Here is a 16,151-nt window from a genome sequence, read left to right on the forward strand (position 1 = left end):
CGGGCCTCCCGGCCTCCGGTCAGCGCCCGACCTGGACCACCATCACGCAGGCGTCGTCCTCGCGCGGCTCCTCGCCGAACTCCTCGACGACCACGCGCACGCACTCCTGAGCGTCCCGCGCCTCGGTGAGCCGGGGGCCGAGGTCGATCAGCCGGCGCGTGCCCGTGTCGTCCAGGGCGCCGCTGCCGCGGGTCAGTCCGTCCGTGTGCAGGACCAGCAGGTCGCCGGGGAACAACTGGGTCTCGGTCTCGCCGTACCTGCCGCCGGTCGTGGCCCCGAGCAGGACGCCCTCGGGCCGCCGGAGGGCGTGCCCCGTCCCGTCGCGGAAGAGCAGCGGGGCGGGGTGGCCGGCCTGCGCCCAGGTCAGGGTCTGGGCGACCGGGTCGTAGCGGCAGCACATCGCGCTCCCGAGCGCGGGCTGTACGGAGGTCTCCAGGAGCTGGTTGAGGTGTCCCATCAGGTCCCCGGGGCGGATTCCGGCCACGGCCATACCGCGCAGCGCGCCGAGGAGCATGGCCATGGAGGAGGTCGCGGCGACCCCGTGACCCGTCAGGTCGCCGACGGTCAGCAGCGCGTCTCCGCCGGGCAGGGCCAGCGCGTCGTACCAGTCGCCGCCGATGAGGCCGGTGCTGGCGGCCGGCAGGTAGTGGGCCGCCACGTCGAGCGGGGCGGGGCCGTCATGGGCGAAGCGGAGCGAGCCGCGCCAGGGCGGGAGCACCGCTTCCTGGAGCTCGACGGCGACGCGTCGTTCGGTGCGCTCGATCTGGCGGCTGCGCTCCAGGCTGTCCCGGCTCTCGCGGACCGCCCGCTGGCTGCGGCGCAGCTCGCTGACATCTCGGAGAACGGCCCACATGGAAGCGGTGCAACCGTCGGAGTCGAGGACGGGCTCGCCCGTCATGTGGACGGTCCGCACGCGGCCGTCCGTCCGGACGATCCGGAACTCGCCGTCGATCGGCTTCCCGTCGATGAGGCAGTCCGTCACCAGACCCTGCAGCACGGGCTGGTCCTCGGCGAAGACCATGGAGGGCAGCTCGTCCAGCGACATCGGGCCGCTCTCGGTGGGACGGCCGAAGATCTGGAAGAGCTCCTCCGACCAACTGACCTCGTCCGTCAGGAGGTTCCACTCGGCGCTGCCGACGCGGGAGAGAAGTGAGCCGGTGCGGGCCGGGGGGGCCTCGCCGTAGGCCGTGCCGGGGTCGGGCTCCGAGGCGAGGTCGAGGACGGGGTCGGCCTCGGTCTCGGGGTCCACCGCGCCTTCGGCCCCGGGCGCCACCCCCTCCGGCACACCGACCCGGAGCTGCCCCAAGTGGGCTCCGAGATCGTCCAGTTGGTGCACGGCGAGATCGCACAGGGCACGCTGCCAGCGCTGCTGGGGGTCGTCGTCGTTCGCCACGGCGTCCCTGCGGACGGCATCCACCTCGCCGCGCAGGCGGCGGGTCTGCGAGATCAGCGCGTCCACCGCGCCCGGCTCCGGCGGCTGGGCGGGACGGTCCGCGAACAGATGGGACGGCGGCATGTCGTACTCCGATACAGGCGCGGCGCGGCCAGGTGGGAAAAGGAGGCCTGCGGACGACTGTTGCACAGCCCGGGACAGCCCGTAAGGGATTTGGCAACACTCGATCCGGTGGTGCTTCTGACATATGCCAACGGCCCGACGATTATCGGACAGGCCTCGACGCGTTACGGTGCGGGGGTGGTGATCGACGACGGAAACGGCACGGTGGGCACGCACACGGCAGGCACGCGGGTGCGAGGTATGGGCGCGCGTGCGAACGGGGGAGTCGATGCTCGGCCTCGCACATATCCGGGTGCGGACATACGTGCGGGTGGGGGTACGGGCACGGGTGATGCCACGACGAGCACTCCCGTGACGGGCCCTCCTGCGCCGGGCGTTCCCGAGGCGGGCGCGGCCTCGGCGGGTACGGCTTCGACGGGTACGGCTTCGGCGGGTACGGCGGTGCTGCTCGCGGCCGCGCCGGCCGGGCGGGGGCGCGCCATCGACGCCGCGTCCGTGCTGCCGGTGCTCGCCGCCGTACCGCCCGGCGTCCTCACCGGCACGGCCACCGCGACCGTCGTCGAACTCGCCGATCCGCTGGACCCCCAGACCGTCCTCACCCGCCTGCGCGCGGCCGCGGCGAGCCCCGGCCCCCTGGTCGTCTTCCTCGCTGGCCAACTGCACCTCGACAAGCGTCAGTTCCTGCCGCATCTCGCCCTCGCCCGCACCACCACGGCGACCCTGCGCTACACGGCGCTGCCCTGGCACTGGCTTGCGGGCGAACTCGGCCGGCGCCCCGCCGGCTCCACGACCGTCGTCGCCGACCTCGCGGCGGACCCCGACGTCTGGCAGCGCCTCACCGCCGCACCGGACCTGCTGCACCTGGGCCCCGGCGCGCACCTGTACGGCCGGGTGACGCAGGCTCCGCGACGGGGCGAGCCCGCGACCCCCGACTACCTCCGCGCCTGGGCCGAGCTCTGGCGCGCGGGGGCCCGGCCGCCGCTCCCCGCCCTGCACGCCGAGGCCGCCGTACGGGCGTCGGCGGCCCGCGCGACCGCGCCGGAGCAGTACCTCCTGGCTCCCGCGCCGGTCGTCGTCCCCGCGGCCCCTGCCCCAGCCCCTGCCGCCCAGGATCCGCATCCCGCGATCCTCGCCGCCGCCATGGCGGGACGGCACGGCGAAGCGGCCGCGGTCGCGGCGGCCTGGGAGAGCGAGGCCCTGCGCCGGCACGGGCCCCGGTCCGCCGAGGCCGTGCACTGGACGGAAGTGCGGGCCGACCTCGCCCGCCTCGCCGGAGAACCGGCCCGCAGCTGTGAACTGTGGCTGGCCGCCGCCGAGTCCAGGCTCGCCCTGCGGCAGCCGGCCGACGACCCCGACGTCGAGGCGGCCGTCGACCGGGCCCACCACCAGTGGGAGCGGATCGGCGACCGTGCCAGAGCCGGCGCCATGGCCCCCGCGCTCGTCGCACTGCGTGAGCGGGTGCCCGGCCGTCGGCCGGGAGCCCTCGACGCCCTGCGCCGCCGCATGGGCTGAACCGCCGGCCGTCCCGCCCGGAGTCGACAGGACCACACTCGAAAGGCCACCGCGTGCCCCCGCACGACACGACATGGCGCTCACTCGCCACCGCCCAGCGTTCGCTCGTCGACCCCTCTGTCCGGCATCCCCTCTGGCCGCCGCTCACCGCGGGCTGCCCCCTCACCTCCACCGACGAGGTCGCCTACCCCCTCGACATCGACTACGCCTACGACGAGGTCCCCGGCGACCTGTTCACCCGCCCGGCCGCCCACGGCCTCGACCGGTGGGCGCCGCTGCTCCCGCCGCTCGCCGCACCGGGGCTCGGCGAGGGCAACACCCCGATGGTCGAACTCCCCGACGGCGTCCGGGTCAAGGACGAGTCCCGCAACCCCACGTGGAGCCACAAGGACCGACTGAACCGGGTGGCCGTCAGTGCCGCCGTCGCATCGGGCGCGCGCGGCATCGTCGTGTCCTCCTCCGGCAACCACGGCGCGGCGGCCGCCGCGTACGCGGCCCGCGCCGGGCTGCCCTGCGCCGTCTTCACCTCCCCGCACGCCCCGCCCGCCGTGGCGTCCCACCTCCGGGCCTACGGTGCGACGGTGCTGACCGTCCCGTACGAGTCGGTCCGACCCCTGATGCGACGGATCGTGGACGAGCTCGGCTTCCAGGCCGTCAGCAGCGTCACGGACACCGCCCACACCGGTCACCCCTTCGGGCCCGAGGGGTACAAGACCCTCGCGTACGAGATCGCCATGGACCTCGGGAGGGCTCCGGCGGCGGTCCATCTCCCCACCGGCTACGGCGAGTTGCTGTTCGGTGTGGCCAAGGGTTTCCAGGAGCTCGCCCGGCTGGGCGTGACCGGATCGGTCCCCCGGATGTACGCGACCGAACCCGCCGCGGCCGGCGCGCTCACCGAGGCCCTCCGCACCGGACGGCCCACCGCCCGCGTCCCCGTCGGGCCCACCCTCGCGTACGCCATCGACTGCGAGATCAACAGCTATCGCGGAGTCGTCGCCGTCCGTACGACAGGGGGAGCGGCGCGCACGGTGACGGATGCTCAGATGTCCTCGGCTCGCTCCGAGTTGGCGAAGCGAGGGTTGTGGTGCGAGACCTCCGCGGCGGCCGGCCTCGCCGGTCTCAGAGCCCACGGGCCGCGTGAGACCGACGGCCCGGTGGTGTGCGTGGTGACGTCCAGCGGCTACAAGGACGTGGCCACGGCGAGGGAGACGTACAGGCCGACGGCCCCGGACTGGCCGTCGATCAGGTCCGCCCTGACGGCTGCCGGGGCGGACTGACCGACAGGCGACCTCACGAGGCCCCGGCGCGCGCCGCGGGCGGCACGAACCGGATGTTGAACTCGAAGGAGCCCGTCGACAGGGCGATCCCGATGAAGAGCAGGGCGAAGTGCTCCTGGCCCCGCGCGGTGACGATGCCGCCCAGGTCGAGCAGCGACCCGGCCGGCCAGCCCAGGTCGGCCAGGAGCCCGGCCACGACCTGCTTGGCCTCCGCGTCCTCACCGGAGAGGAAGACGGTGCTGGGGCCCTCCAGGGACTCCGGTGCGACCATCACCGCGCGGTCGATCGTGCAGAGGGACTTCACCACGCGCGTGTCCGGGAACGCCCGCTGGATCTCCTCGCCGAGGCTGACCACCTGGTGCGAGAGCGACTCGTCCTCCAGGAAGCCGACCGCGACGTCGAGGAGGACCTTCCCGGCGAGCGCCGGCGCCCCGACCGAGGAGAGCAGCGCCACGGAGGCGGTGCCCGGAGTCGCGTTCACGAGGACCTCCGCGTGCGCGGCGGCCCCGGCGGGGTCGTCGACCCGTAACCCCGTCTCAAGGAGCCCCTTCAGTCCCGCCAGGAGCTCTTCGTCGCCGGGCCGCCGTGACCCGAGGACGACGTCGTGTCCCGTCCGCAGCCACGCCGCGGCGAGAGCCTGTCCCACATTGCCTGTTCCGAGAATTCCGATCCGCATGACGAGCATCCTGCCTCCGGGGGGCCGCTACCCGCCTCGGCCGGGGGACCGTAACCGAGTCGGCCGCTCGCCCTAGGACCTCTCTTTTCCCGTCGCATCGTCGTCTGCGAGTGGTGCGGTCGTCGCCGGACTTCAGGTCATCCGGGCGTCTGTACGACCCTGTGAGCCATCGCGCGGCCCACCGCGACCACCGGACCGCGCGGGGTCGACTGCCGTTGAACGAGCCGTGACCGGGCTTGAGACCTGTACCCCGGTACAGGTCTATCGTCGGAGATGTCCCCACCGTCAGGGACATGCCGATCGGGAGCGTGCGCGATGAGTGATCTTGCGTGGGTGCCGCAGTCCTGTGCCCTGCCTACCGACGAGCGGCCGCTGCGGGTCGCCGAGTGGGACGCGCTCTTCTCCGGGCGTGTGAGCTCGGTGTCGAGGCCCCACCCGCTCCGTCTGCGACTCGACCTGGCAGGCGGCCGGGGGACGGAGGACCGGGTCCGTGACCTGGTGGAGCGGGAGAGCGGCTGCTGTTCGTTCTTCGCCTTCACCGTCACCCCCGGCCAGGGCCTGATTCGGCTGGACGTCTCCGTGGACCAGGCACACGAGCCGGTACTGGACGCCCTGGCCGCCCGGATCGCTGCCTCGGGTGAGCACGGGTGAGCAGGCCCCTGCGCAGCGGTCGGGCCGACGCGGGGCATGGCTCACGCCGGGGCGCTCACGCGAGCGCGGGGGCGGTGAGGTCGAGGCGTAGTTCGTTGCGCCAGTCGTTGGTGAAGACGGCCGTCGTGCCCTCGTAGCGCACGCCCACGAACGGGTTCGAGAGGTACATGAAGGCCACCCAGCGCAGCGAGCCGTCCGCGTCGAGGCGGGCCAGGTGGCCGATGTTGCCCATCCCGCCGCCACCGCCGCGCAGCGACCCCGATCCGTCCGGCAGCGGGCTCTCGAAGAAGGGGTCCACCTCGGCGGTGCCGTCCTCCTCGACGGCCAGGGCCACGTCGAGCGGCCCTCCGAGCCGGAAGGGGACCGGCCGGCCCGCTTCCGGGTGGTACGCCCCCGGGCCCTCCACGAACAGATCCAGGGCGGTGTCGTCCGGGCGGTACAGCCCGTCGCGGTACGGCATCTCCCCGGCCGCCCACAGGCCCAGGACGATCCCTGGCGTCTTCTCCATGCTCAGCCCCCGACTGGCGTCTCCGGTACGTTCCGTGCACGCAACGTACCGGACCGTCGGTGTCGATTCCGTGCGCGGACTGAGAGGATCGGAACCATGACCGCCTCCCCGCCCACGGCCCCGTCGCCCGCCGCGCCCCTCGCCACCGACCGGCTGCTCCTTCGCGCCGTTCGCCGTGGTGACCTCGCGGCCGTGACCCGGCTGTGGACCGACCCGGAGGTACGACACCACCTCGGCGGCCCCGTCACCGAGCCCGTCATCCGCATCCGGCAGCGCCGGATCGTCGGGGCGCCCGGCTGCCACGCCGTGATCCGGATCGAGGACGACGTCCTCCTGGGGCTCGTCACGGTGGAACCGGGCGCGCGGAACGGGGAGACGGAGGTGTCGTACCAGTTCCTGCCCGAGCACTGGGGCAAGGGCTACGCCCGGGAGGCCGTCGCCGCGGTCGTCTCACGGGTCCTGGAGGACGCGCCGAGCGTGGTCGCGCTCACCCAGGAGGCCAACCACCGCTCGCGCCGCCTCCTGGAGGCCGTCGGCCTGGAGCACGCGGAGTCCTTCGTGGAGTGGGACGCCCACCAGGTCCTGTACCGGCTGCGCCGGGGCTGAACCGGCCGTCCCGGCCCTCAGCGGGTCCGCTCGCCCGCCGAGATCGCCGCCACGGCCTTGGTCAGCCGGGCAGCCCTCGTCTTCGCCGTACGCGCCTGCCACAGGCTCAGGATCACCAGGTAGCGGTCCGTCTTGCCGAGGGCTTCGAAGGCCGCGGCGGCCCGCGGGTCCGCCGCGAGCGCCTCCGCCAGGTCGTCCGGGACCGTCGCGTCCTTCTGGGAGGGGTACGCGGCCTCCCACCGCCCGTCCGCCCGGGCCGCCCGCACCTCGGCGAGGCCCGGCTCGCGCATCCGGCCCGCGGCGGTCAGCGCCTCGACCTGGCGCACGTTGACCTGGGACCAGAGGCTGCGCGGCCGGCGCGGGGTGATCTTCTGCAGGTACGTGCGCTCGTCGCGCGTGATGCGCTTGCCGGTGATCCAGCCGTAGACGAGCGTGCCGTCGAGGATCTCGTCCGCCGTCGGCGAGGGCAGGTCCGTTCCCTTCTTGGCGAGCAGCAGCCAGATGCCCGGCGTGTTCCCGTGGTGCTCTTCCAGCCAGGCTTCCATCTCCGCCCCGTCGCCGAACGCGATGACCGCGAGCCCCTCGACCGTGTCGACCGTCTCCACCGGAAAGCCCTTCCCCCGTACCACCGTCACGCCGACCGGTCGGCCGACGACGCTTCGTGAACAGAATAGGGAGATCAGAGATCAGAGATCAGAGATCAGAGATCAGAGATCAGAGGGCAGAGCGCAGAGAGCGGAGAGCGGCCGGAGGACGGCCGGAACGTGCACCTGACTCCGTATCCCCTTGCGGGCGGCCTCGTCCGGGGCGCGGCCGCCCCGCCCTGCCCTGCCGCGGCACGGAGCGACGTACGATCTCCGGATCGTCCACCAGGACACCCACGCCGAGGAGCTCTGCCCCATGTCCATCCTGGTGATCGGCGAGTGCGTCGCCGACATCGTCCGCGCTCCCGCCGGGTCCGGCGTCGCCGACCGAGTCCACCCGGGCGGCAGCCCCGCCAACGTCGCCTACGGCCTCGCTCGCCTCGGCCGAGACGTCACCCTGCTCACCCAGCTCGCCGACGACCCTTCCGGACAGCTCGTCGCGGACCACCTCAAGGGCGCGGGCGTACAAGTGGAGATCGGCGGCGTGCCCGCCCGCACCCCGTCGGCGGTCGTCGGCCTCGACGCCCGCGGCCAGGCCACGTACACCTTCGACATCGCCTGGACGCTGGAGGCGGAACCGGCCCGCTCCGCGCCCGCCCACGTCCACATCGGTTCGATCGCGGCCGTCACCGCACCCGGCGCGGCGACCGTCCTCGCCGTGGCCGAGGCGCTCAGGGACCGCGCCACGGTCAGCTACGACCCGAACGTGCGGCCCGCGCTGATGGGGGAGCACGACGAGGCGGTCGCGCGCGTCGAGCGCTGTGTCGCCCTCAGCGACCTGGTGAAGGCGAGCGACGAGGACCTCGCCTGGCTCTACCCGGGGGAGGACCCGCGGACGGTCGCGGCCCGCTGGCTCGCCCTCGGTCCCGCCGTCGTCCTGGTCACCCGGGGCGCCGAGGGCTCGCTCGCCCTCACCCCGCGGGAGACGGTCACCGCGGGCGCGCCCCGGGTCCCCGTCGTGGACACGGTCGGCGCCGGAGACTCCTTCATGTCCGCCGTCCTCGACGCCCTCGCCGGACGCGAGCGGACGGCCCTCGGCGCGCTCGGCGCCGGGGACCTCGCGGAGCTGCTGAGAACGGCGGGCGCGGCGGCCGCCGTCACCGTCTCCCGGGCCGGCGCCAACCCGCCCGACCGGGTCGAACTGGACCAGGCCCGGGAGGAGTTCGCCCTCAGGTCCGGGCGTGCGTCGTGATGTCCGAGGCGAACTGCTCGACCATCTCCGGGGTGACCGTCGGCCGGCACTGCCCGATGGCCTCCAGGTAGTCCGCCGTGCTCGCGCCGGGAGCCGGGTCGTCCCCACTCCGGCCGCCGATCGCCACCAGGTCCCGCTCGAAGGAGGCCTGGGCGGCGATGCGGGCCGCGTGCTCGATGTCGGCCGGGGTGAACAGGTCGCTCGCCAGGACGAGTTCGTCGATGTCCACGTCCGTCCTGCCGTCCGTGTAGCGGGCCCAGATCGCCGCCCGCGCCACCTTGTCCGGCGTACCGATCGGGATGAGGTAGTCGAAGCGGCCCGGCCGCAGGAACGCCGGGTCGAGGGAGCGGATCGAGTTCGTGGCGCAGACGAGCAGCCGCTCGTCGCGCTCCCGGAACCCCGGTATCAGCTTGAGGAGTTCGTTGGTCACGCCGTGCATGCCGCCGGGCTGCGCGGGCTCCGAGCGGACCGGCGCGATCTCCTCGACCTCGTCGATGAAGACGAGGACCCGCTCCAGCTCGGCGATCCGCGCGAACGCGGACCGCAGGGCGGCGGCGAGGTTCCCCTCGTCCGCGAGGCGGGACGGCAGGATCTCCACGAACGGCCAGCCGAGCCGGGAGGCGATGCCCCGCGCGAACGTCGTCTTCCCCGTGCCGGGCGGGCCGAAGAGGCAGACCGCGCGCGGCGGCCGCACCCCGTGCCGGGTGGCCCGCTCCGGCTCGGCGAGCGGCAGGACGACCCGCCGCTCGATGAGGTCCTTCTCCCGCTCCATCCCGGCGACCTTCGCCCACAGGTCACCGGGGAGCAGCCGGCCGCCGAGGTCGTCGAGCAGCCCGGCGGCGGGCCCGTGCAGGGGCTCCACCTTCTCGAAGTACGCCACGGCGGGCTGGCGGGTGTACCCGGCGTTCAGCAGCCCCTCGCCGAGGAGCTCCTCCTCCGGCAGCACGTACGCGATCCGCCCGACCCGGGCCGCCACGAGCCGCCGCTCCAGCTCCACGAGCAGGGCGCTGGCCAGTCCGCGGCCGCGCCACGCCGAGGAGATCGCGACCCGCATGACCCAGGCCCGCTCCCCGGAGACACAGGCGAGCGCGGCGCCGATGGGCACGCCCTGGTGGACGGCGACCACGGCCGGCTGGCGTGAGGTGAGGGCCCCGATGCACTCGGCGAGCGAGAACACGGACTCCTGCCCGAGTTCCGCGGTGGTGTCGATCAGATGGACGACGGCGGCGAGATCGCTCTCGCGATAGTCGTGGATGTGCCAGTTCATCGGTGGTACCGCCCCTCGTTGGTGCCGTTGCGGCGAGGCTAGGCGCGGCCGTGGACACCGGTCGTGCGCCACCGTGCACAAGCCGGTGCCGGCAAACGCTCCGTACCGGCTCTGTACGGCTCTGCACGGTTCCGGGCGGCGCGCGATCCGGCTCATCCGGCTCATCCGGCTCATCAAGATCATTGAGCTCGTGCGCGGTTCTCCACGACGGAGGGGCGGGGGACGCACGACGAACGGCGACGTCTCCCACGTGGGGAGCCGCCGCCGTTCCGGGAGGGATCAGTACGTCACGTCCTTCTCTTGCTCATGAGCAGGCCGCCGGCCGTGAGGGCGAACAGGCAGACGCACGCGCCGGTGATCACGTTGCTCAGGATCATGCCGGTGTCGGGGTTCCGCGTGACCACCCACGGGGCCGCGATCAGCCACGCGCCCAGCAGCAGTACGACGAAGTTCAGGTCCTGCGACCGCTCGGGAGCCATCGACATGCACAGCCCGAGGGCCGCGATGGAGATGCCGACGATCAGGTTGCTGATGGCGAGTTCCGGGCGGGCGGCGGAGAAGTGAACCGTCCACGCGGAGATCGCGGCGTAGAGTCCGGCGAGGATCACGAGTTCCTCGACCGCCGCGACACCTCGGGTCTGGAGCATGCGGGCGTAACGGTCCCGCATTTCCGACGCGTCGGGGTGTCCCGCGATATCACCGGGACGGTGAGAGACGTCGGCCATACGACTCGCCTCCTTCTGGCGTCATGCACGTCTGACCGCTTGTGTGGCAATCATGCCGCGGCTCCATTGTGCTCTTATCTGTCCTTTATGTGTAGATCTGCCCCTTAAGGGATGCGTACAGAATTCGTGCCGCCGAACTGCCCGGAACCACCAAACGCGGGTGGGGCCGGGCAGCCCGGCGTAGCCTGGAAGTGGACTCGGGGCACGGCCTCTCACCGCCGGGAGAGATGATGGCCGGCATCGTTCAGAAGAGCTTCGATTCAGCGGACGAGACCCGTCCCTTCGAGGACGGCAAGGGCAGGCTCGACCTGGTCAACGGCGAGCGCGGAGCGGTCGGCCGCGCCGTCTTCGAGCCGGGCTGGCAGTGGTCCAAGCACGTGAAGCCGATCGTCGGCACCGACAGCTGTATGGCGTCGCACGTCGGATACATCGTCAGCGGCCGGATGAAGGTCGTCATGGACGACGGCGAGACGGTGGAGTTCGGCGCCGGCGACTTCATGGAGGTCAAGCCCGGACACGACGCCTGGGTGCTCGGCGACGAGCCCTGCATGGCCCTCGACTGGGTCGGCTTCGTCGACTACGCCCAACCGTCCGGCTCCTGACGGACCATCGAATCTCGTCCCTGCTGCCGCCCTACAGGGTGGCGGCCTCCGCCGTCGACGCGCCGGAGGCGATGCCGAACGCCGGGTCCGGGACGGACTCGGGCGCGAGGAGGACCGAGGCGGCGCCGTCCACACCGACCGGCACGTCGCCGTCGATGGTCACGCGACGCAGCTTGCGCTCGTGGTCGTCGGAGTCGTCCACGCCGTAGTGCTGCGTGGCACGGTTGTCCCAGATCGCCACGTCGCCGACCTGCCACTGCCAGCGCACGGTGTTCTCCGGGCGCTCCACGTGCGCCTGGAAGAGGGCGAGCAGAGCGCGTGAGTCGGCGCCCGTGAGACCGCTGATCCGCTGCACGAAGTTGCCGAGGAGGAGGGTGCGCTCGCCGGTCTCCGGGTGCACCCGCACGACAGGGTGCTCGGTGAGGTACTTCGTCGAGGCGAAGACCTCGCGGAAGCGCGCGAGCTGCTCGGGCAGGACGCCCGGGCGCAGGGCCGCGTAGTCGTAGTCGTTGGAGTGCACCGCGCGCAGGCTGTCGGCGAGGGCGCGCAGCGGCTCGGGGAGCCTGGCGTACGCGGTCGCCGTGTTGGCCCAGAGGGTGTTGCCGCCGTAGGGCGGGATGGTCACCGCGCGCAGGATCGAGAAGGCGGGGTACGCCGGTACGAAGGTGACGTCGGTGTGCCACTGGTTGGCCCGAGCGCCGTGGTCCGAGTCGATCGGGAAGGAGTAACGGCCGTCGGCCGAGGGGACGGTGGGGTGGGCGACGGGGGTGCCGAGCAGCTTGCCGAAGGCCTCGTGGGCCGCCTCGTCCAGGTGGTCCTGGCCGCGGAAGAAGACGACCTTGTGCGCCAGGAGCGCGGCGCGGATCTCGGCGACGGTCCCGGCGGAGAGGTCACCGCCGAGGCGGACGCCCGAGATGACGGCGCCGAGGCGGCCGCCGACCTTCTGGACGGTGACGGTGGTGCCGGGGGCGGCGGTGGCGGTGGCGGTCGACATGGTGGTGGGTCCTTTCGGGGTGGTGCGAACGGCTCCGGGATTAATTCCGGAGCGGAAGCAATGACGTGAAGGCGAGGAACCGCCCTCCCCGCGAACGGGGCAACGGTGTGCCGGGAGCGGGGGACAGCGGTGTGCCGCGAGCGGTGAACGGTGATGGCGTACGGAGACGGTGAGACGCGCGCCGCTGTACCGAGGCGGCGAGGTGTGCGCCGGGTACGGGTGAGGGCGGCGAGCCCGTCCCGCGAAGGGTCGCGAGGATCAGGCGCCGGAGCCGGCGGGACACGAGGAGGTCGCGAACATGTCCCGGAGCCTGGCAGCGGCCGTCGCGGGACGTCAAGCGGTGACCCGGGCCCCGAACGGCTCCCCGTGATGGTTGAATCGGCGCCTGCCCGCCGCCGGCCTCCTCGCTCTCCGTACCCCGCCACGACACTGCTGACCTGCGGCGACGCGTCGAATCCAGGCGAGGTCGGCGCGGCCGGTCGAGGCCGCGACGGGCCCGGTGCCGAAGGCCCCGGAAGTTCACGCCGCCGCAACAGTCACGCAGAGAGGCACCCATGACGACCACCTCCCACGGTTCCCGGATGGCGGGCGACGGCCGCCGCGAGGCCAACGCCGCCACCGTGCTGCGGACCGTCCTCGACCACGGTCCGGTCGCCCGTGGCGCCGTCGCCCGGCTTTCCGGCCTCAGCCCCGCCGCCGTCTCGCGCCAGGCCACCGACCTCACCCGCCTCGGCCTCCTGCGCGAACTGCCGGAACTGGCCGGCGGCGGGGGAGTGGGACGACCGCAGATCCCCGTCGACCTGCACATCGGTGCCACCGGCGGTCCGGTCGTCGGCGGCGTCCACCTCGGCGTCCCGAGTTCGACCCTCGGCCTGGTCGACCTGCGCGGCCGGGTGCTGGCCCGGCGCACCCACCCGCACGACGGCATCGCGCCGGACGCCCTGCCCGCCTCCGTCGCCCGCGCGCTGCGCGGCTTCCTCGACGAACACGCCCAGGGGCGCCCACTGCTCGGGGTCGGTGCCGCCGTCGGCGGCTGGGTGGACCCGGCGGAGGGGACCGTCGTCCGTCACGACGCCTTCGGCTGGCGCCGCCGCCCACTGGCCGCGGAGCTGGCCAGGGGCCTCGGCGGGCACACCGTGCGGCTCGACAACCACGCACGCTCCATCGCTCAGTCGGAGATCCTCTTCGGGCGGCCCGCGGCCAGGCGCAGCCTCGTCCACCTCTTCGTCGGCAACGTCGTCGACGCGGCCGTCGGGCTCGCCGGGACGGTGCACCAGGGCCCCGAAGCCGCGGCCGGCGATGTGGCGCACCTGCCCGTACCGGACTCCACCGTCCCCTGCCCGTGCGGGCGTTCGGGCTGCCTGGAGGCGACCGCCTCGAACACCGCGCTCGGTCTCACCGCCGTGCGGCGCGGGATCGTGCCCGAGCCCGACGCGTTCCTCGTCGTGGACGCGGCGGCGGCGGGGGACCGGCGCGCCGACCGGCTGCTGCGGGAGCGGGCGCGCGCGGTGGGCCGTGCCGTCGCGCTGCTCCTCGACGTCCTGAACCCCGATCTGGTCGTCGTGACCGAGCACGCCAGCGTCCTCGAACCGGCCTACCTGGAGGAGATCCGTGGGGCGGCGATCGACCTCTCGCACGTCTGCGACGACCCTGAACGCATTGTCAGTCCACATGCCGGACCGGCCACACTTCCTGTCGCGGCGGGCACCGTCCTGTTGAACTCCCTGCTCAGGGCACCTCTTCAGGTGGCCGAAGAGCTCTTCTCCGGGAGGGGGGAGTAGGGGCGTCGTCCCAGAGTGTGGACAGGGCCGGTTGACCGCCTCGCTGAGCCGCTGTCATATTGCTCCCGTGAATCCGGACATGCGCCTCATCTCCCGCAGGCACGTCGACCTCTGTCGACAGGCCAGCGCGGTCTGTGCCGTCCGCGTCTGAACCTCGCGTTCCCGTCCTCGCGTCCCGAACTCTCGCGTTCTGAGGTTTCGCGTCCGGGGCTTCGCGTCCGGGCCGCCGCGCCGAGCCTTCGCGTTGAGCCGTCCGTCCTGTCGGTTCCTCTGATGCCGTCACCGCGGCGCTGAACATCTCCCGGCCGCACTGACCTTCCGGCGTTCCCGGCCGTCGGCCGGCCGCCTCGCCGTACCCGCGTCGTTCCCGCGCCGCCCGACGTCGCGCCGCGCCGCCGTATCGCCGTATCGCCGTATCGCCGTACCTCCGTATCGATGTATCGCTGTACCTCCGCACCGCCGTATCGCCGTACCCCTCCCCGAACCGCGCGTTCCGCGTATCCCGCACGCCCGGTGCGGCCATTTCTCCCGCAGCGGAAGGAACGGCCGCGCCCCGCGCGCCTCCGACTTCTTTCACAGGCAGGCAACGATGACCGAGACCCGTCCCTCCACGCCCACCGCTCCCACCCGGCGCGCCACCCTGCGCGCCGCGGGCGGCGGCGCCCTGCTCCTCGGGCTCGGTGTCACGGGCTGCCGCTCGGCGGTCTCCGAGGCCGGCTCCCCGGCGGGCGAGGCCGGCGAGGCGGGCAAGGCGAGTACCGAGCCCAGGCGCGGCGGCACCCTCAGTGTCGCCGTCAACGCGGACTTCACGCCCAGCCTGCTCTTCGCCCAGAGCGCCCAGTCGCTCCAGCAGCGGCTGATCTACAACACCCTCACCCGCTACGACGACCGGCTGAAGCCCCAGCCGGAGCTGGCCACCTCCTGGGAGTACGCGAAGGACGGCCGCTCCCTCACCCTCGCCCTGCGCACCGGGGTCACCTTCCACGACGGCCGTCCCTTCACCGCCGACGACGTGATCTTCGCGGTGGAGAACCTTCAGAGTCCGCTCCGCGCAGCACAGTTGAGGGCCACGGCCGCCGTCGTCACCGGCTTCGAGAAGCGCGGCGACCACGAACTGGTCCTGAAGCTCGCCCACCCGGTGAACAACCTCTTCGACCTCTTCGAGTTCATGATCATCGCCGATCGGAACAGCGTCGAGGACGCCGTCACCGGCAAGAGGCTGAACGGCACGGGACCCTTCCGGCTGACCCGGTGGAGCCCCGGCTCCGGGCTCAGCCTCCGCCGCAACGAGACGTACTGGCGCCCCGGCCGTCCCTACCTCGACGGCGTCGAGCTCCGCGTCGTGCCCCAGGCCGACGCACTCCTCTCCTCCCTCAGGACCGGCCAGTCCCAGCTCTCCTTCAGCGTCCCCGGCAAGAACCTCTCCGTCGTCGCCGCCACCCCCGAACTTGCCATCAGCCAGTACTCCACGGGCGGCGGAGCCGTCTACCTCGGCGTCAACACCACCGTCGCCCCGCTGGACGACAAGACCGTCCGGCAGGCCCTCGCCTGGGCCATCGACCGCGAGCGGATCCTCAAGCAGGTCCTCGGCGGCTACGGCCTCGCCTCCGCCGCTCCCTGGCCCAAGTCCTCGCCCGCCTTCACCGAGGCAGGCCGCACCCACTACACCCACAACCCCGGAAAGGCCCGCGAACTCCTCCGGTCCGCCGGGCACACCCGGCTCGACCTGCCCCTGCTCCACGTCAACCTGCCCGGCGAGACGGCGGTCGCCGAGGCCGTCCAGTACGACCTCCGGCAGATAGGCGTCCACGTCACGCTCCAGCCCACCGACTCCGCCGCCGCCCAGAAGAACCTCATCTCCCAGAACATGCCCGGCCTCTGGACGATGGGCCACGGCTTCGCCCAGGTCCAGCCCTCCACCCTCGCCGTCAGCGCCTACCCCTTCAACGAGGCCAAGAACACGTCCAGGTTCCGCTCCGCCGCCTACACGAAGGTCGTCCGCGAGGCCTGGACCGGCCCGGCCGAGGGCGCTCGCGCCAACGCCCTCCGGGAGAAGATCACCGACACCCTGCTCGACGAGGCGTTCATCATCGACCTGGCCATCCGCGGCTCCGTCCAGGTCTCCGCCAGGAAGCTCCACGGCGTCACGCTCAACAAGTTCACCTACCTCAACCTCGACGACGCCTACCTGGCGGGCTGA

At 73.0% G+C, this 16,151-nt stretch carries 16 protein-coding genes; 9 read left to right on the forward strand and 7 right to left on the reverse strand.

Translation table 11 applies throughout. The features are described 5' to 3' along the window. Positions 1–19 precede the first annotated feature (19 nt). Complete coding sequence (locus IE124_RS10745) at positions 20–1,516, reverse strand: PP2C family protein-serine/threonine phosphatase (protein ID WP_189507262.1); 1,497 nt, start codon at positions 1,514–1,516, stop codon at positions 20–22. A 351-nt stretch (positions 1,517–1,867) separates the two neighbouring features. Here IE124_RS10745 and IE124_RS10750 point away from each other — a divergent pair, with 351 nt between their 5' ends. Beyond that, positions 1,868–3,028, forward strand: coding sequence for a hypothetical protein (locus IE124_RS10750; RefSeq protein WP_370468748.1), 1,161 nt, complete (start codon positions 1,868–1,870; stop codon positions 3,026–3,028). Positions 3,029–3,081: 53 nt separating this feature from the next. Next, positions 3,082–4,305 carry a threonine synthase gene (locus IE124_RS10755; protein WP_189507264.1) on the forward strand — a complete coding sequence of 408 codons (1,224 nt, stop codon included), beginning with the start codon at positions 3,082–3,084 and terminating at the stop codon, positions 4,303–4,305. A gap of 13 nt (positions 4,306–4,318) precedes the next feature. Here the strand turns inward: IE124_RS10755 and IE124_RS10760 are convergent, their stop codons facing one another. Further along, the gene (locus IE124_RS10760) at positions 4,319–4,981 is read right to left on the reverse strand and encodes an NADPH-dependent F420 reductase (protein WP_189507266.1); all 663 of its coding nucleotides are present in this window, start codon (positions 4,979–4,981) and stop codon (positions 4,319–4,321) included. A 315-nt stretch (positions 4,982–5,296) separates the two neighbouring features. Between IE124_RS10760 and IE124_RS10765 the strand changes: the two genes are divergently transcribed. Next, positions 5,297–5,632 (forward strand): hypothetical protein, encoded by a 336-nt coding sequence (locus tag IE124_RS10765; RefSeq protein WP_189507268.1) that lies wholly within the window; start codon positions 5,297–5,299, stop codon positions 5,630–5,632. Positions 5,633–5,687: 55 nt separating this feature from the next. On the opposite strand, the gene IE124_RS10770 is transcribed toward IE124_RS10765, so the two are convergent. Beyond that, complete coding sequence (locus IE124_RS10770) at positions 5,688–6,140, reverse strand: hypothetical protein (RefSeq protein ID WP_189507270.1); 453 nt, start codon at positions 6,138–6,140, stop codon at positions 5,688–5,690. A 96-nt stretch (positions 6,141–6,236) separates the two neighbouring features. Here IE124_RS10770 and IE124_RS10775 point away from each other — a divergent pair, with 96 nt between their 5' ends. Next, the gene (locus IE124_RS10775; RefSeq protein WP_189507272.1) at positions 6,237–6,746 is read left to right on the forward strand and encodes a GNAT family N-acetyltransferase; all 510 of its coding nucleotides are present in this window, start codon (positions 6,237–6,239) and stop codon (positions 6,744–6,746) included. 17 nt (positions 6,747–6,763) lie between these two features. Here IE124_RS10775 and IE124_RS10780 read toward each other — a convergent pair whose 3' ends face one another. Continuing rightward, a complete protein-coding gene (locus IE124_RS10780; RefSeq protein WP_370468749.1) occupies positions 6,764–7,351 on the reverse strand; it encodes a YdeI/OmpD-associated family protein in 588 nt (195 codons plus the stop codon). A 295-nt stretch (positions 7,352–7,646) separates the two neighbouring features. On the opposite strand from IE124_RS10780, the gene IE124_RS10785 reads away from it, so the two are divergent. Then, the gene (locus IE124_RS10785; RefSeq protein WP_189507274.1) at positions 7,647–8,582 is read left to right on the forward strand and encodes a carbohydrate kinase family protein; all 936 of its coding nucleotides are present in this window, start codon (positions 7,647–7,649) and stop codon (positions 8,580–8,582) included. Here IE124_RS10785 and IE124_RS10790 read toward each other — a convergent pair. Both IE124_RS10790 and IE124_RS10795 read right to left on the reverse strand, forming a co-directional pair. Next, the gene (locus IE124_RS10790) at positions 8,560–9,849 is read right to left on the reverse strand and encodes an ATP-binding protein (RefSeq protein ID WP_189507276.1); all 1,290 of its coding nucleotides are present in this window, start codon (positions 9,847–9,849) and stop codon (positions 8,560–8,562) included. The two genes, IE124_RS10785 and IE124_RS10790, sit on opposite strands and share 23 nt — an antisense overlap. 287 nt (positions 9,850–10,136) lie before the next feature. After that, positions 10,137–10,574 carry an SPW repeat protein gene (locus IE124_RS10795; protein ID WP_189507278.1) on the reverse strand — a complete coding sequence of 146 codons (438 nt, stop codon included), beginning with the start codon at positions 10,572–10,574 and terminating at the stop codon, positions 10,137–10,139. A 230-nt stretch (positions 10,575–10,804) separates the two neighbouring features. On the opposite strand from IE124_RS10795, the gene IE124_RS10800 reads away from it, so the two are divergent. Continuing rightward, positions 10,805–11,176, forward strand: a complete 372-nt coding sequence (locus IE124_RS10800; protein WP_189507280.1) for a cupin domain-containing protein — start codon at positions 10,805–10,807, stop codon at positions 11,174–11,176. Positions 11,177–11,207: 31 nt separating this feature from the next. Here the strand turns inward: IE124_RS10800 and IE124_RS10805 are convergent, their stop codons facing one another. Next, positions 11,208–12,170 (reverse strand): TauD/TfdA dioxygenase family protein, encoded by a 963-nt coding sequence (locus tag IE124_RS10805; protein WP_189507282.1) that lies wholly within the window; start codon positions 12,168–12,170, stop codon positions 11,208–11,210. 554 nt (positions 12,171–12,724) lie between these two features. Here IE124_RS10805 and IE124_RS10810 point away from each other — a divergent pair. From IE124_RS10810 to IE124_RS10815, 3 genes are all read left to right on the forward strand, one after another. Beyond that, on the forward strand, positions 12,725–13,951 hold the full coding sequence (locus tag IE124_RS10810; protein WP_189507284.1) for an ROK family transcriptional regulator: 1,227 nt from the start codon (positions 12,725–12,727) through the stop codon (positions 13,949–13,951). Between the two features lie 79 nt (positions 13,952–14,030). After that, positions 14,031–14,102 (forward strand): putative leader peptide, encoded by a 72-nt coding sequence (locus IE124_RS35620; protein ID WP_329625827.1) that lies wholly within the window; start codon positions 14,031–14,033, stop codon positions 14,100–14,102. A gap of 438 nt (positions 14,103–14,540) precedes the next feature. Then, positions 14,541–16,151, forward strand: a complete 1,611-nt coding sequence (locus tag IE124_RS10815) for an ABC transporter substrate-binding protein (RefSeq protein WP_189507286.1) — start codon at positions 14,541–14,543, stop codon at positions 16,149–16,151.

The organism is Streptomyces narbonensis, from assembly GCF_014649015.1.
GTDB classification, from domain to species: domain Bacteria; phylum Actinomycetota; class Actinomycetes; order Streptomycetales; family Streptomycetaceae; genus Streptomyces; species Streptomyces narbonensis.

Bases quoted from the DNA above. Each gene is read 5' to 3' on its own strand.
- IE124_RS10745 (WP_189507262.1), bottom strand. From the start codon at position 1,516: ATGCCGCCGTCCCATCTGTTCGCGGACCGTCCCGCCCAGCCGCCGGAG.
- IE124_RS10760 (WP_189507266.1), bottom strand. From the start codon at position 4,981: ATGCGGATCGGAATTCTCGGAACAGGCAATGTGGGACAGGCTCTCGCC.
- IE124_RS10765 (WP_189507268.1), top strand. From the start codon at position 5,297: ATGAGTGATCTTGCGTGGGTGCCGCAGTCCTGTGCCCTGCCTACCGAC.
- IE124_RS10770 (WP_189507270.1), bottom strand. From the start codon at position 6,140: ATGGAGAAGACGCCAGGGATCGTCCTGGGCCTGTGGGCGGCCGGGGAG.
- IE124_RS10775 (WP_189507272.1), top strand. From the start codon at position 6,237: ATGACCGCCTCCCCGCCCACGGCCCCGTCGCCCGCCGCGCCCCTCGCC.
- IE124_RS10785 (WP_189507274.1), top strand. From the start codon at position 7,647: ATGTCCATCCTGGTGATCGGCGAGTGCGTCGCCGACATCGTCCGCGCT.
- IE124_RS10790 (WP_189507276.1), bottom strand. From the start codon at position 9,849: ATGAACTGGCACATCCACGACTATCGCGAGAGCGATCTCGCCGCCGTC.
- IE124_RS10795 (WP_189507278.1), bottom strand. From the start codon at position 10,574: ATGGCCGACGTCTCTCACCGTCCCGGTGATATCGCGGGACACCCCGAC.
- IE124_RS10800 (WP_189507280.1), top strand. From the start codon at position 10,805: ATGGCCGGCATCGTTCAGAAGAGCTTCGATTCAGCGGACGAGACCCGT.
- IE124_RS10805 (WP_189507282.1), bottom strand. From the start codon at position 12,170: ATGTCGACCGCCACCGCCACCGCCGCCCCCGGCACCACCGTCACCGTC.
- IE124_RS10810 (WP_189507284.1), top strand. From the start codon at position 12,725: ATGACGACCACCTCCCACGGTTCCCGGATGGCGGGCGACGGCCGCCGC.
- IE124_RS10815 (WP_189507286.1), top strand. From the start codon at position 14,541: ATGACCGAGACCCGTCCCTCCACGCCCACCGCTCCCACCCGGCGCGCC.